The following is a 13,226-nucleotide window of genomic DNA, read 5'->3' as shown; positions in this document are numbered from 1 at the left end:
GGTAAATCCCATGGGTAGAGGTCCTTCCATCGAAGCCCGCAAAAACGCGTCTGACGCGAAGCGCGGCAAGATTTTCACCAAGATCATCCGTGAGATCGGCGTTGCCGCTCGCGGCGGTGGAGGCGACCCCAACAACAACCCGCGGCTGCGCGTGGCCATGGACAAGGGCCTGGCCGCCAACATGTCCAAGGACGTGATCGAGCGCGCCATCAAGAAGGCCACCGGTGAGCTGGAAGGCGTCGAGTACGAGGAAATCCGCTACGAAGGCTATGCCCCGGGCGGCGTGGCGGTCATCGTCGACTGCCTGACCGACAACCGCGTGCGCACCGTGGCCGACGTGCGCCATGCCTTCAGCAAGTGCGGCGGCAACCTGGGCACGGAAGGCTCGGTGGCCTTCATGTTCAAGCGCCTGGGCGTGCTGACCTATGCGCCGGGCGCCGACGAGGAAAAGACCACCGAGTCGGCCATCGAAGCCGGTGCCGACGACATCGTGGTCTACCCGGACGACGGCTCCATCGACGTCATCACCGCGCCGGAATCGTTCCAGGCGGTGAAGGAAGCGATGGAAGCGGCCGGGCTGGTGCCCGACCACGCCGAGATCACCTTCCGCGCCGAGAACGACATCGCCGTGGAAGGCGACACGGTGCTGCAGGTCAAGAAGCTGCTGGACATGCTGGAAGACCTGGACGACGTGCAGGACGTGTACTCCAACGTGGACCAGGCCAGCCTGGAAGGCTGATCCCGTCCCGGCAGGTGAGACGGCGCCCTGCGATGCTGCGCGCCGTCTTTCTTCCACAGGCATCCCCATGACCCGCATCCTCGGCATCGACCCCGGCTCGCAACGTACCGGCGTCGGCATCATCGACATCGATGCCAGCGGCAAGGCGCGGCATGTCCACCATTGCCCGCTGGTGCTGCTGGGCGCGGCCGACTTCCCGCAGCGGCTCAAGCTGCTGGTGCAGGGGCTGCACGCGCTGATCGAGGAGTACCAGCCACAGGAAGTGGCGATCGAGCGCGTGTTCATGGCCAAGAACGCCGACTCGGCGCTCAAGCTCGGCCAGGCACGCGGCGCGGCGCTGTGCGCGGTGGTGATGCGCGACCTGCCGGTCAGCGAGTACGCCGCCACCGAGATCAAGCTGGCCGTGGTCGGCCGCGGTGGCGCCGAGAAGCAGCAGGTGCAGCACATGGTCGGGCTGATGCTCAACCTGCACACCAAATTGCAGGCCGACGCCGCCGATGCGCTGGCGGTGGCCATCACCCACGCGCATGTGCGCGCCACTGCCAACCGGCTGGGCGTGGACGTGCGCAAGGCTTGGAGTCGAAAGTGAATCTGAAAACAGGGCAGGGGGAGCGGGGTGCCGGCAGTGACGGTGCTTCCTGTTCCGGTTATCACATCGCCGTCGACGCCGTGGTCCATCATGCGCCGTTGCCTGTTTCCCGTTTTCCCGCCCGGAGGGCTGCCCCATGATCGGACGACTGCGCGGCATCCTGGCCTACAAGGCACCGCCGTGGCTGATGATCGACGTCAACGGCGTCGGCTATGAGCTGGAAGCGCCGATGAGCACCTTCTACGACCTGCCCGATGTGGGCCGCGAGGTCGTGCTGTACACCCATTACGCGCAGAAGGAGGACAGCGTGTCGCTGTACGGCTTCCTGCGCGAGGGCGAGCGGCGGCTGTTCCGCGACGTGCAGAAGGTTACCGGCATCGGCGCCAAGATCGCGCTGGCGGTGCTGTCCGGGGTGAGCGTGGACGAGTTCGCGCGGCTGATCCAGGCCGGCGACATCACCGCGCTGACCCGCATCCCCGGCATCGGCAAGAAGACCGCCGAGCGCATGGTGGTGGAGCTGCGCGACCGTGCCGCCCACTTTTCCGGCGGCGGTGCGCCCATCGCCGGCCAGCTGGCCGCCGACCCGGTCTCCGAGGCGACGGTGGCTTTGCAGCAACTGGGCTATAAACCGGCCGAGGCGGCCAAGATGGCGCGCGATGCGGCAGCCGAGGGCGACGATGTCGCCACGGTGATCCGCAAGGCGCTGCAATCGGCGTTGCGCTGAACCCTTCATCCACGGCCGCATGACGCCATATCGAGAACGCCATGTCCCACGCTTCTTCCCCGTCTGAATCCCACGCTCACACGGGCGGCCACGGCGCCGCCGGTGGCCTGGCACTGGTCATCGGTGCCATCGGCGTGGTGTTCGGCGACATCGGCACCAGCCCGCTGTACACCCTGAAGGAGGCGTTCTCGCCGCACTACGGGCTCAACAGTGACCACGACACCGTGCTGGGCGTGCTGTCGCTGGCGTTCTGGGCGCTGAACATGGTGGTCACGCTCAAGTACGTGACCATCATCATGCGCGCCGACAACGACGGCGAGGGCGGCATCATGGCGCTGATGGCGCTGGCCCAGCGCACCCTGCGCAATGGCTCGCGCACGGCCTACGTGGTCGGCATCCTCGGCATCTTCGGCGCCTCGCTGTTCTTCGGCGACGGCGTGATCACCCCGGCCATCTCGGTGCTGGGCGCGGTGGAGGGCCTGAAGGTGGCCGCGCCGGGGCTGGGCCACTTCGTGGTGCCGATCACCCTGGTGGTGCTGGCGGCGGTGTTCGCCGCGCAGCGTTTCGGCACGGAGAAGGTCGGCAAGGTATTCGGGCCGGTGATGATCATCTGGTTCCTGGCGCTGGCGGCCATCGGCATCTACAACGTGATCGGCACGCCGGAGGTGCTCAAGGCGTTCAATCCGATGTGGGCCGCCCGCTTCTTCATGGAGCACGGCTGGCACGGCATCTTCATCTTCGGCGCGGTGGTGCTGGCGGTCACCGGCGGCGAGGCGCTGTATGCGGACATGGGCCATTTCGGCGTGCCGCCGATCCGCCATGCCTGGTATTTCTTCGTGCTGCCGTGCCTGGTGCTGAACTACCTGGGGCAGGGCGCGCTGGTGCTGGAGCGCCCGGACGCGGTGGCCAACCCGTTCTTCGAGGCGGTGCCGCAGTGGGCGCTGTACCCGATGATCATCCTGGCCACGATGGCGGCGGTGATCGCCAGCCAGTCGGTGATCACCGGTGCGTTCTCGGTGTCGCGCCAGGCCATGCAGCTGGGCTACATCCCGCGCATGCGCATCCTGCATACCTCGCACGACACCATCGGCCAGATCTACATCCCGGGCATCAACTGGGGCCTGGCGGCGCTGGTGTTCGGGCTGGTGCTGGCCTTCCAGAGTTCCAGCAACCTAGCCGTGGCCTACGGCATCTCGGTGTCGGCCACCATGCTGATCGATACCCTGCTGCTGGCGCTGGTCGCGCGCGCGCTGTGGCCGCGCGCGCACCATGGCATCCTCGCCCTGTGCGTGGTGTTCTTCATCATCGACCTGTGCTTCGTGGTCGCCAACGGCGCCAAGCTGCTGCAGGGCGCATGGTTCCCGGTGGTGCTGGGCCTGGTGCTGTTCACCATGATGCGCACCTGGCGCCGCGGCCGTGAGCTGCTGCGCGACGAGATCCGCAAGGACGGCATCCGCCTGGACAGCTTCCTGCCGGGTTTGATGCTGGCCCCGCCGGTGCGGGTGCCGGGCACGGCGATCTTCCTCACCGCCGACCCGGCCGTGGTGCCGCATGCGCTGATGCACAACCTCAAGCACAACAAGGTGCTGCACGAGCGCAACGTGTTCCTGCACGTGGAAACCCTGCCGGTGCCGTACGCACAGGAAGGCCAGCGCCTGAAGATCGAATCGGTCGGCGATGACTTCCACCGCATCTACATCCGCTTCGGCTTCATGGAGACCCCGGACGTGCCACTGGCGCTGATGCGCTCGTGTGACCACGGCGGCATCTACTTCGACCCGATGGACACCACCTTCTTCGCCAGCCGCGAGACCATCGTGGCCAGCGCCAACCGCGGCATGCCGATCTGGCGCGACAAGCTGTTCGCCTTCATGCACCGCAATGCCGCCCCGGCCACCGGCTTCTTCCGGATCCCGGGCAACCGGCTGGTGGAGCTGGGAGCGCAGGTTGAGATCTGACCGCCGGGGCAGTGCCGCCCGGCCGGCGGGCGGCCGGCGCCGGGCGGCGGTTTTGCCAGCTTTTCGTTCCTATTCAGGCGTTTCAGGACGTACCATAGTCCGATGACTGACGACCGAATCATCGGCGCCGGCGCCACCCGTGAGGACGAGGCGGCCGACGCCAGCATCCGTCCCCGCAGCCTGGCCGACTATCTCGGCCAGGCACCGGTGCGCGAGCAGCTGGACATCTACATCCAGGCCGCCAAGTCACGCCGCGAGGCGCTGGACCACGTGCTGATCTTCGGGCCGCCGGGCCTGGGCAAGACCACGCTGAGCCATGTCATCGCCAACGAGCTGGGGGTGAGCCTGCGGGTGACCTCCGGCCCGGTGATCGAGAAGGCCGGCGACCTGGCCGCGCTGCTGACCAACCTGCAGCCGCACGACGTGTTGTTCATCGACGAGATCCACCGCCTCTCGCCCGTGGTCGAGGAAGTGCTGTACCCGGCGATGGAGGATTTCCAGATCGACATCATGATCGGCGAAGGCCCCGCGGCCCGCTCGATCAAGCTCGACCTGCCACCGTTCACCCTGATCGGCGCCACCACCCGTGCCGGCCTGCTGACCGCGCCGCTGCGCGACCGCTTCGGCATCGTGCAACGGCTGGAGTTCTACTCGGCCGAGGAGCTGACCCGCATCGTGCGACGCTCGGCCGGCATCCTGGGCATCGACTGCGATGCCGAGGGCGCGGGCGAGATCGCCCGCCGTTCGCGCGGCACCCCGCGCATCGCCAACCGCCTGCTGCGCCGCGTGCGCGACTATGCCCAGGTCAAGGCCAACGGCCACATCGACCATGCCGTGGCACAGGCCGCGATGCAGATGCTCAAGGTCGACCCGGAAGGCTTCGACGAGCTCGACCGGCGCCTGCTGCGCACCATGGTGGAGTACTTCGACGGTGGCCCGGTCGGCATCGAGTCGTTGGCCGCGGCGTTGTCCGAGGAGCGGGGCACGCTGGAGGACGTGGTCGAGCCCTACCTGATCCAGCAGGGCTTCCTGGTGCGCACCGCGCGCGGCCGCATGGCCACGCACAAGGCGTACCGGCACATGGGGCTCAAGCCGAAGGCCGCGCCGGCCGACCTGTTCGCGGAGCAATCCGATGAGTGAGGCCCGGTTCAGTTGGCCGACACGCATTTACTGGGAAGATACCGACGCCGGTGGCGTGGTGTACCACGCCCGCTACGTGGCCTTCATGGAACGGGCACGCACCGAATGGATGCGCGCCTTGGGCTACGGCCAGGAAGCCATGCGCAGCGGCGACGGCCAGGTGTTCGTGGTCCGCGCCATGACGCTGGATTTCCTCAAGCCGGCCAGGCTCGACGATGCCTTGTCCGTCACGGTGGAACTGGTGCAATGCCGTCGGGCCAGCCTGCTGATGGAACAGTCGGTGATGCGGGGCGAGGAGGTGCTGGTCACCTCGCAGGTCCGCCTGGCAGCGGTTGGCGCCCGCGATTTCAAGCCACAAGCCATTGATGACACGCTGTACGCAACGCTCCACCCCCTACAAACCAAACACGCGTAAGTAAGACTGAGGAAGATCGGATGATCGCTTTGCTTCTGGCCCTGCAGGGCACCGTGACCGAGGCGTTGCCGGCCGATGTAAGTGCCGCTGCCGCGCAGACCGTGGCACAGGCCAGCCATGGCGGTGGCATCAATTACCTGGACCTGATGATCAAGGCCAGCATCCCGGTCAAGCTGATCGTGCTGCTGCTGCTGGCCGGCTCGTTCATCAGCTGGGTGATCATTTTCCGCAAGGCGCGCGTGTTCAAGGCCGCTGACCGCTCGGCCGACGATTTCGAGAACCGTTTCTGGTCCGGCGCCGATCTTGGCAAGTTGTATGCCTCGGCCACCGACCGCAACCGCCAGGTGGACGGCCTGGAGTCAATCTTCGAATCCGGCTTCCGCGAGTACACCCGCCTGCACGGCCGCCGTGGCCTGGACGGCCGCACCCAGCTGGAAGGCGCCCAGCGCGCCATGCGCACCACCTTCGCCCGCGAAGTGGACGGCCTGGAACGCAACCTGGAACTGCTTGCCAACATCGGCTCGACCGCCCCGTACGTGGGCCTGGTCGGCACGGTGTTCGGCATCATGGTGACCATGCACGACATGATCAGCAGCGGTGAGCAGGCCGGCATCGCCTCGGTCGCCCCGGGCATCTCCGAAGCACTGTTCGCCACCGCCATCGGCCTGTTCGTGGCGATCCCGGCGGTGTGGGCCTACAACCGCTTCACCACCCGCGTCGAGCGGCTGTCGGTGCGTTATGAAACCTTCGCCGAAGAGTTCAGCTCGATCCTGCAGCGCCAGGCCGGCGGTGACGAGTAAGTGCGCCCGCACTTCACTCTGACCCGCAGGAGCACCCATACATGACTGCCGCCATTCCCCGCCGCAAGCGCCGCAAGCTCAAGTCCGAGATCAACGTCGTGCCGTACATCGACGTGATGCTCGTGCTGCTGATCATCTTCATGGTGACCGCGCCGCTGCTGACGCTCAGTTTCGAAGTCGACCTGCCCAGTTCCACCGCCAAGGCACTGGAAAGCAAACAGGACCCGGTGATCGTCTCGGTCCGTGCCGACGGCCAGCTCAGCCTCAAGCTGCCCGAGGCCAAGGAGCCGCAGGCGATGGACAGCGGTGCGCTGCAGGCACAGCTCGGCGCGCTGGCCTCGCAGGACAAGAACCTGCGCGTGATCGTGGCCGCCGACAAGACCGTGGCCTATGAAAAGGTCGTGGCCGCGATGGACGTGATCAAGGCCGCGAAGATCGAGAAGGTGGGTCTGGCGACCGATGCACGCTGACGCACTGCCACCGCCGCACGATCACCGCGACGACTGGGGCCGGCCGGTCGCGCTGGCGCTGCTGGTCCACCTGCTGGTGGCGGCGGTGTTCATCGTCGCCTGGCTGTGGTCGCCCTCGCGCGACACCGAGGCTGCCGCCGGGGATCCGGCGGTGGAAGCCAGCCTGGAGCTGTCCGCCGCCGAGGCTACCGCCGCCCGGCAGGCGCTGCGCGCCTCGGAAAAGCTGCCCGACCTGCCCGAGCCGGTCGAGGACGTGCCCCCGGAGCCGGTGCCGGAAGACACCGTGACCCCGCCGCAGCCGCTTCCCGAGCCCCGACCGCAGGATGCGCTCAGCCCGCAGCAGCACAATGCGCAGGAGCGCGTGGCCCAGCCTGACAAGGTGGACCAGGAGCGGGTCAGCGCGCTGGCCATCTCCGAGGAAAAGGCCCGCCAGGAGCAGGAAGCCAAGCGTCGCCAGGAACAGATCGACCTGACCGAGCGCAAGCGCGTGGAAGAGGCCGAGCAGAAGGCGCGCCTGGCCCGCCAACAGGAAGAGGCCGACCGCCAGAAGAAGCTGGCCGACGAGCAGCGCCGCGCCAACGAGACCCAGGCCGAGCAGGAGCGCCAGCAGAAGATCGCCGAGTTGCGGCGCCGGCGCGAGCAGGCCGAGCGCGAGGCCCGGCAGGCCGAACAGCGCCTGCGCCAGGTGGCCGATGCCCGTGCCCGCGCCGCTACCAGCGCGTCGGCGGCCTCCAGCAACACCGGCGGCCAGACGCCGGCGACGCCGGGGCAGGGCGGCACCAGCGATGACCTGACCGCCAAGTACGCCGCCGCCATCCAGCAGGCCGTCGTCACCCAATGGAACAAACCGGACAACGTGCCCAACGGTACCCGCTGCCGCATCCTGATCCGGCAGCTGCCGGGCGGGGAGGTGGTCAGTGCCCAGGTACAGTCGGGTTGCTCGATGGATGCGGCCGCGCGCGACTCGATCGAGCGTGCCGTGCTGCGCGCTCAGCCGCTCCCGTTCCGTGGTTTCGAGTCGGTGTTCCGGCGTGAGCTGATGTTTACCTTCACCGCACAGGACTGAGCGCGACGAACGTGCGCGCCCGTTGTTTCCGGGCATGATTTCGGATGAAACCGTCATGCCATTCAGATTCAAGGGCGCTTCACACTATCTTCGTTAATGATTGCGAAACTGTTCATCTGCTTGCTGCTATCCCTCCTGCCTTTCCGTACTGCTGAGCGCCTCATGAAGAAACCCTCACGCTGGCTGGTCGCCCTTACTGTCCTGTTGTTGCCGTTCGTGGCAATGGCCCAGCAGGGGGCACTGGAAATCAATATCGTCGGCGGCAATCCGTCGGCCACGCCGATCACCGTGGTGCCGATGCCGTACCAAGGCACGGCCGGCGCGCCGTCGACCGACGTCGCGGCCGTGGTGCGCGCCGACCTGGACCGCTCCGGCCAGTTCCGCAGCCTGCCGGAGGCGCAGATCGTGGAGCGCCCGACCCGCGGCAGCGAAGTCCAGTACCCGACCTGGCGCGCGCTCAAGCAGGACTACCTGGTGGTCGGCCGCGTGCTGGACGCCGGCGCCGGTGCCTACCGCGTGGAGTACGAGCTGTTCGACGTGGCCAAGGGCGAGCGCACGCTCGGCCTGGCGATGACCGCCCGCTCCAATGCCATGCGCGATGTCGCCCACCAGATGGCCGACGCCATCTACGAGAAGATCACCGGCGTGCGCGGCGCGTTCTGGACCCGCATCGCCTACATCACCGCCAGCGGCAGCGGCGCGAACATGCGCTACGCGCTGATGGTGGCCGACTCGGACGGCTTCAACCCGCAGACCATCGTGCGTTCGGCCGAGCCGCTGCTGTCGCCGAGCTGGAGCCCGGACGGCCGCAAGCTGGCCTATGTGAGCTTCGAACGCGGCAACTCCTCGATCTACGTGCAGGACATCGCCACCGGTGCGCGTGAGCTGCTGACCAGCTTCCGCGGCATCAACAGCGCCCCGTCGTTCTCCCCCGATGGCCGCCGCCTGGCGCTGTCGCTGTCGCGCAGCGGCAATCCGGAGATCTACGTGATGGACCTGGGCAGCAAGCAGCTGACCCAGCTCACCAACCACTTCGGCATCGACACCGAGCCGACCTGGGCCGCCGATGGCAGCTCGGTCTACTTCACTTCCGACCGTGGTGGCCGCCCGCAGATCTACCAGGTCTCGGCCAGTGGCGGCAGCGCCAGCCGCGTGACCTTCCAGGGCAACTACAACGCCAAGGCCAGCGTGTCCTACGATGGCAAGAAGATCGTCACCGCCCAGGGCAGTGGCAGCAGCTACAAGATCGCCCTGATGGACAGCAGCCTGGGCGCTGCGCGCTGGAGCACGCTGTCGGTGGGCTCGCTGGATGAATCTCCCAGCTTCGCGCCCAACGCGAGCATGGTGCTGTACGCCGCCCGTGAGGGTGGCCGAGGTGTTCTGTACGAGGTGTCCGCTGACGGCCGCGTCCGCCAGCGGCTGGTCTTGGCCGACGGTGATGTTCGTGAGCCGGCTTGGGGCCCATACCGCACCGCCCGTTGATAAAATGTTAATATCCCACTCGCATTAAACCCAACATTGGCCCAGGAGCCTCTAGGTATCGCCATGAACAAGTCCACTCGCGTTTTGCTCGTTTCGCTGCTGTCCGTAGCCGCGCTTGCCGGCTGCTCGAAGAAGGTCAAGGAACAGCCGGCTCCGCCGGTCGACAACGGCGCGGGTGTGACCCAGCCGACCGCTCCGTCCACCTCCGGCCTGTACGGCCCGGGCGATCTGGACACCGATGCCTGCCTGCGTCAGCGCGTTGTCTACTTCGACCTGGACAAGGAAGAAGTGAAGTCGGAGTTCCAGCAGATCATGGCTTGCCACGCCAAGTACCTGCGTGACCGTCCGTCCTCGCGCATCACCCTGCAGGGCAACACCGACGAACGCGGCAGCCGCGCCTACAACCAGGCCCTGGGTGAGCGTCGCGGCAACGCCGTCAACTCGGCGCTGCAGGCCAACGGTGGCTCGGCTTCGCAGCTGACCGTCGTGTCCTACGGTGAAGAGCGTCCGGTCTGCACCGAGTCGAACGAGTCCTGCTGGTCGCAGAACCGTCGCGTCGAAATCGTCTACACCGCGCAGTAATCGATGCGTATCGGCATCAATCGACTGATGCTCGCGGTTGCGGCAGCCCTCGTGGCTGCCGCGCCCGCGTACGCGCAGCGTGCAAGTCTGGCTGACCGCGTCGGCGTGCTCGAGCAGCAGGTCAACAACAGCCAGGCCAACACCGACATGCTCAACCAGCTGCAGCAGCTCCGCACGGAGATGCAGGCACTGCAGGGCACGATCGAGCAGCTCCAGCACGAGAACGAACAGCTGAAGCAGCGCAACCGCGACCAGTACCTCGACCTCGATGGTCGGTTGAACCGCCTTGAGGGCGGTGCACCGGCGGCCACGGGTGCGGAGCCGGTCTCGGCAGTCCCGGCCGCTCCGGCCACCAAACCGGCAGCGGCAACCGGCAGCGAACGTGCACCGACCGTGCGCGGCGATGCCAGCAGCCTGGCGGCTGCAGGCGATGAGCGCGCCGCCTACAACGTGGCATTCGATGCCCTGAAGGCCGGCAACTACGACTATTCGGCGCAGCTGTTCCAGAGCTTCCTGGAGCTGTACCCGAATGCGGCCTACACGCCCAACGCGCTGTACTGGCTGGGCGAGAGCTATTACGCCACCCGCAATTTCAAGATGGCCGAGTCCGAGTTCAATGATCTCGTGGCCCGCTATCCGACCCACGACAAGGCTGCCGGTGGCCTGCTGAAGCTGGGTCTTTCGCAATATGGTCAGGGAAATGCCGCCCAGGCGCAGCAGACGCTGGAGCAGGTGATTTCCCGTTTTCCCGGCAGTGATGCGGCCCGCACCGCCCAGGATCGTCTGCAGTCGATCCGGCTCGGCCAGCAACTGCGTTGATTGGAGCCGCCACCGCGTGGTCGCGGGGCGGTTGAGCAGCCATGAATTCTCCCGCCGCCGCTGTCCCCAGCGAGATCGTGCAGTCGCCGTTGCCGCGATTGAAGATCACTGAAATCTTCCTGTCCCTCCAGGGCGAAGCCGATACCGCCGGCTGGCCGACGGTGTTCGTGCGCCTGACCGGCTGCCCGCTGCGCTGCCTGTACTGCGACACCGAATACGCCTTCCATGGCGGCGAGTGGTGGGACATCGACGCCATCGTCGCCGAGGTGCTCCAGCAGGGCGTGCGCCACGTCTGCGTGACCGGCGGCGAGCCGCTGGCGCAGAAGCGCTGCCTGATCCTGCTGCAGAAGCTGTGCGACGCCGGGCTGGATGTCTCGCTGGAGACCTCCGGCGCGCTGGACATCGCCGCGGTGGATGCGCGGGTGTCGCGCGTGGTCGACCTGAAGACCCCGGATTCGGGCGAGGTGGCGCGCAACCGGCTGGAGAACCTGCCGCTGCTGACCGCGCGCGACCAGCTCAAGTTCGTGATCTGCAGCCGCGGCGACTACGAATGGGCACGTGCGATGGTGGCCGAGCATGGCCTGCCGGCGCGCTGCACGGTGTTCTTCTCGCCCAGCAAGTCGCAGGTCAGCGCCCGCGAACTGGCCGACTGGATCGTCGCCGACCGCCTGCCGGTGCGTTTCCAGATGCAGTTGCACAAGATCCTCTGGAACGACGAGCCCGGGCGCTGAGGCCTGCACGTCGTTCATGGCTTCAACCCCGGCGCGGGACAGCGTGCTGGCATTCCTCCCCCAACCGGATCAACACATGAAGAAGAAAGCAGTCGTGCTTCTTTCCGGCGGCATGGACTCGGCCGCCGTCGTCGCCATCGCCCAGGAACAGGGCTTCGAGGTGTACGCGCTGAGCGTGCGCTACGGCCAGCGGCATACCTCGGAGCTGGAAGCGGCCAGGCGGGTCTCGGCCGCGCTGGGCGTGGCCGGGCACAAGGTGGTCGACGTCGACCTGCGCAGCATCGGCGGTTCGGCGCTGACCGACGACATCGACGTCCCCGAGGCCGGCGGTGCCGGCATCCCGGTGACCTACGTGCCGGCGCGCAACACCATCATGCTGTCGCTGGCACTTGGCTGGGCCGAGGTGCTGGGCGCCAACGACATCTTCTGCGGCGTGAACGCCGTGGATTACTCCGGCTACCCGGACTGCCGGCCCGAGTTCGTGGCCGCCTTCCAGGCGCTGGCCAACCTGGCCACCAAGGCCGGCGTGGAAGGGGCGGGCATCGTCGTGCACGCGCCGCTGCAGTACCTGAGCAAGGCGCAGATCGCCGCCGAAGGACAGCGCCTGGGCGTGGACTTCGGGCTGACCGTGTCCTGCTACCAGGCCGACATGAACGGCCGAGCCTGCGGCCATTGCGACGCCTGCCGCCTGCGTGCGGACGGCTTCGCCGCCGCCGGCCTGGCCGACCCCACGCACTACGCCTGATTTCCGGTTTGCTGCTTCTTGCGCTAGAATGCGCACCCCGGCTACGGCCGGGTCTTTGTTTGGGCCGTTAGCTCAGTCGGTAGAGCAGAAGACTTTTAATCTTTTGGTCGAAGGTTCGAATCCTTCACGGCCCACCAGTATTGCCAAGGGTTCCGGAGATTCCGGAGCCCTTTTTTATTTCCGCAATCGGCAGTTTTTCCGCGACTTCACCTCGTTCTGGTTGCAGAACGGAAAAGGCACCGCATGGCGGTGCCTTTTTCCGTTGGGGGCTTGCACGCCTGTCCGCCATCCCGGCGGTGAGGCGGTGTTGGATGCGCGGTTACTTCAGCAGCGTCGGCACATCGACGATGCGCACGTCGTGCATCTGGTCCAGGTAGGTGTCCAGGTAGGCCTTGTGCGAGGCGCCGACGATCACCAGCGTGCGCATGCCCGGCGTCGGTCCCATCAGGTCGCGGATGTTGGCCGCCATGCGCAGGTTGCGGGTTTCCCACGAGGTCACGTAGAGGCGGCCATAGCCTTGCGGCGAGGGTTCCTCCAACGCGGCGCCGTAGTCGCTCTCGAAGGCGATCGGCGCCATCTCCGGACCGTTGTAGTGGCGATACAGCGCCAGCGCCTTTTCCGGCGTGTCGATCTGCGCTTCGATGCCTCCGAACATCGCCGACCGGCGCGCGTTGGCGGGGTTTTCACAGGCCTTGCGGATGGCTGCCACGTAGGCCTTGGGATCGGGCCCGTAGCGGTCAGAACTGTGGTCATCCATCGGCCAGAGCCGCTCGTGGCCCAGGCGTGCGGCGAGTGTGGCGGCAATGACCGTGTTTTCATTGCGGCTGGCGCGCAGGGCTTCCAGTGCGTTCACCAGTTCCTCGTCCAGGCCGTCGCCGGCGTGCCGTTCGGCGGCGGGAAGCCGCAGCCACTGGACGAGCGCGGAATCGCTCGCCGGCAGCCAGGAACGTGGCCGCCAAGCGGCGG

At 67.1% G+C, this 13,226-nt stretch carries 15 protein-coding genes and 1 tRNA gene; 15 read left to right on the top strand and 1 reads right to left on the bottom strand.

The window, feature by feature from the left end:
• Positions 1 to 10: 10 nt before the first annotated feature.
• From ATCM_RS15300 to ATCM_RS15230, 15 genes are all read left to right on the top strand, one after another.
• Positions 11 to 739, top strand: coding sequence for a YebC/PmpR family DNA-binding transcriptional regulator (locus ATCM_RS15300; RefSeq protein WP_132865338.1), 729 nt, complete (start codon positions 11 to 13; stop codon positions 737 to 739).
• Positions 740 to 806: 67 nt separating this feature from the next.
• The gene (ruvC, locus tag ATCM_RS15295; protein WP_132865337.1) at positions 807 to 1,328 is read left to right on the top strand and encodes a crossover junction endodeoxyribonuclease RuvC; all 522 of its coding nucleotides are present in this window, start codon (positions 807 to 809) and stop codon (positions 1,326 to 1,328) included.
• A 136-nt stretch (positions 1,329 to 1,464) separates the two neighbouring features.
• Complete coding sequence (ruvA, locus tag ATCM_RS15290; protein WP_132865336.1) at positions 1,465 to 2,052, top strand: Holliday junction branch migration protein RuvA; 588 nt, start codon at positions 1,465 to 1,467, stop codon at positions 2,050 to 2,052.
• A 41-nt stretch (positions 2,053 to 2,093) separates the two neighbouring features.
• Entirely contained in the window at positions 2,094 to 4,010 is a 1,917-nt protein-coding gene (locus ATCM_RS15285) for a potassium transporter Kup (RefSeq protein WP_132865335.1), read from the top strand.
• 102 nt (positions 4,011 to 4,112) lie between these two features.
• Positions 4,113 to 5,150: a Holliday junction branch migration DNA helicase RuvB gene (gene ruvB / locus ATCM_RS15280; protein WP_132865334.1), complete on the top strand. Its 1,038-nt coding sequence runs from the start codon at positions 4,113 to 4,115 to the stop codon at positions 5,148 to 5,150.
• On the top strand, positions 5,143 to 5,565 hold the full coding sequence (gene ybgC, locus ATCM_RS15275) for a tol-pal system-associated acyl-CoA thioesterase (RefSeq protein WP_132865333.1): 423 nt from the start codon (positions 5,143 to 5,145) through the stop codon (positions 5,563 to 5,565). Before ruvB ends, ybgC begins: the two co-directional genes overlap by 8 nt.
• Before the next feature lie 20 nt (positions 5,566 to 5,585).
• Positions 5,586 to 6,365: a protein TolQ gene (tolQ, locus tag ATCM_RS15270; RefSeq protein WP_132865332.1), complete on the top strand. Its 780-nt coding sequence runs from the start codon at positions 5,586 to 5,588 to the stop codon at positions 6,363 to 6,365.
• A 41-nt stretch (positions 6,366 to 6,406) separates the two neighbouring features.
• On the top strand, positions 6,407 to 6,835 hold the full coding sequence (gene tolR, locus ATCM_RS15265; protein ID WP_132865331.1) for a protein TolR: 429 nt from the start codon (positions 6,407 to 6,409) through the stop codon (positions 6,833 to 6,835).
• Entirely contained in the window at positions 6,825 to 7,901 is a 1,077-nt protein-coding gene (gene tolA / locus ATCM_RS15260) for a cell envelope integrity protein TolA (RefSeq protein ID WP_132865330.1), read from the top strand. The genes tolR and tolA overlap by 11 nt, the downstream gene beginning before the upstream one ends.
• Positions 7,902 to 8,063: 162 nt before the next feature.
• Positions 8,064 to 9,383 (top strand): Tol-Pal system beta propeller repeat protein TolB, encoded by a 1,320-nt coding sequence (tolB, locus tag ATCM_RS15255; RefSeq protein WP_132865329.1) that lies wholly within the window; start codon positions 8,064 to 8,066, stop codon positions 9,381 to 9,383.
• Between the two features lie 63 nt (positions 9,384 to 9,446).
• A complete protein-coding gene (gene pal, locus ATCM_RS15250; RefSeq protein ID WP_132865328.1) occupies positions 9,447 to 9,965 on the top strand; it encodes a peptidoglycan-associated lipoprotein Pal in 519 nt (172 codons plus the stop codon).
• Positions 9,966 to 9,968: 3 nt separating this feature from the next.
• Positions 9,969 to 10,784, top strand: coding sequence for a tol-pal system protein YbgF (ybgF, locus tag ATCM_RS15245; RefSeq protein WP_132865327.1), 816 nt, complete (start codon positions 9,969 to 9,971; stop codon positions 10,782 to 10,784).
• A gap of 41 nt (positions 10,785 to 10,825) precedes the next feature.
• A complete protein-coding gene (gene queE, locus ATCM_RS15240) occupies positions 10,826 to 11,515 on the top strand; it encodes a 7-carboxy-7-deazaguanine synthase QueE (protein ID WP_132865326.1) in 690 nt (229 codons plus the stop codon).
• Positions 11,516 to 11,591: 76 nt separating this feature from the next.
• The gene (gene queC, locus ATCM_RS15235; RefSeq protein WP_132865325.1) at positions 11,592 to 12,260 is read left to right on the top strand and encodes a 7-cyano-7-deazaguanine synthase QueC; all 669 of its coding nucleotides are present in this window, start codon (positions 11,592 to 11,594) and stop codon (positions 12,258 to 12,260) included.
• A gap of 61 nt (positions 12,261 to 12,321) precedes the next feature.
• A tRNA-Lys gene (locus tag ATCM_RS15230) sits at positions 12,322 to 12,397 on the top strand.
• Between the two features lie 182 nt (positions 12,398 to 12,579).
• On the opposite strand, the gene ATCM_RS19275 is transcribed toward ATCM_RS15230, so the two are convergent.
• The gene (locus tag ATCM_RS19275) at positions 12,580 to 13,113 is read right to left on the bottom strand and encodes a DUF5694 domain-containing protein (protein ID WP_207911821.1); all 534 of its coding nucleotides are present in this window, start codon (positions 13,111 to 13,113) and stop codon (positions 12,580 to 12,582) included.
• Positions 13,114 to 13,226 lie beyond the last annotated feature (113 nt).

The organism is Stenotrophomonas sp. ATCM1_4, from assembly GCF_004348115.1.
In the GTDB taxonomy this organism is placed as follows: Bacteria; Pseudomonadota; Gammaproteobacteria; order Xanthomonadales; family Xanthomonadaceae; genus Stenotrophomonas; species Stenotrophomonas capsici.
Note: the sequence above shows the minus strand (reverse complement) of the source record. Positions and strands in the feature narration are given on the sequence as shown.

Bases quoted from the DNA above. Each gene is read 5' to 3' on its own strand.
- ATCM_RS15300 (WP_132865338.1), top strand. From the start codon at position 11: ATGGGTAGAGGTCCTTCCATCGAAGCCCGCAAAAACGCGTCTGACGCG.
- ruvC (WP_132865337.1), top strand. From the start codon at position 807: ATGACCCGCATCCTCGGCATCGACCCCGGCTCGCAACGTACCGGCGTC.
- ruvA (WP_132865336.1), top strand. From the start codon at position 1,465: ATGATCGGACGACTGCGCGGCATCCTGGCCTACAAGGCACCGCCGTGG.
- ATCM_RS15285 (WP_132865335.1), top strand. From the start codon at position 2,094: ATGTCCCACGCTTCTTCCCCGTCTGAATCCCACGCTCACACGGGCGGC.
- ruvB (WP_132865334.1), top strand. From the start codon at position 4,113: ATGACTGACGACCGAATCATCGGCGCCGGCGCCACCCGTGAGGACGAG.
- ybgC (WP_132865333.1), top strand. From the start codon at position 5,143: ATGAGTGAGGCCCGGTTCAGTTGGCCGACACGCATTTACTGGGAAGAT.
- tolQ (WP_132865332.1), top strand. From the start codon at position 5,586: ATGATCGCTTTGCTTCTGGCCCTGCAGGGCACCGTGACCGAGGCGTTG.
- tolR (WP_132865331.1), top strand. From the start codon at position 6,407: ATGACTGCCGCCATTCCCCGCCGCAAGCGCCGCAAGCTCAAGTCCGAG.
- tolA (WP_132865330.1), top strand. From the start codon at position 6,825: ATGCACGCTGACGCACTGCCACCGCCGCACGATCACCGCGACGACTGG.
- tolB (WP_132865329.1), top strand. From the start codon at position 8,064: ATGAAGAAACCCTCACGCTGGCTGGTCGCCCTTACTGTCCTGTTGTTG.
- pal (WP_132865328.1), top strand. From the start codon at position 9,447: ATGAACAAGTCCACTCGCGTTTTGCTCGTTTCGCTGCTGTCCGTAGCC.
- ybgF (WP_132865327.1), top strand. From the start codon at position 9,969: ATGCGTATCGGCATCAATCGACTGATGCTCGCGGTTGCGGCAGCCCTC.
- queE (WP_132865326.1), top strand. From the start codon at position 10,826: ATGAATTCTCCCGCCGCCGCTGTCCCCAGCGAGATCGTGCAGTCGCCG.
- queC (WP_132865325.1), top strand. From the start codon at position 11,592: ATGAAGAAGAAAGCAGTCGTGCTTCTTTCCGGCGGCATGGACTCGGCC.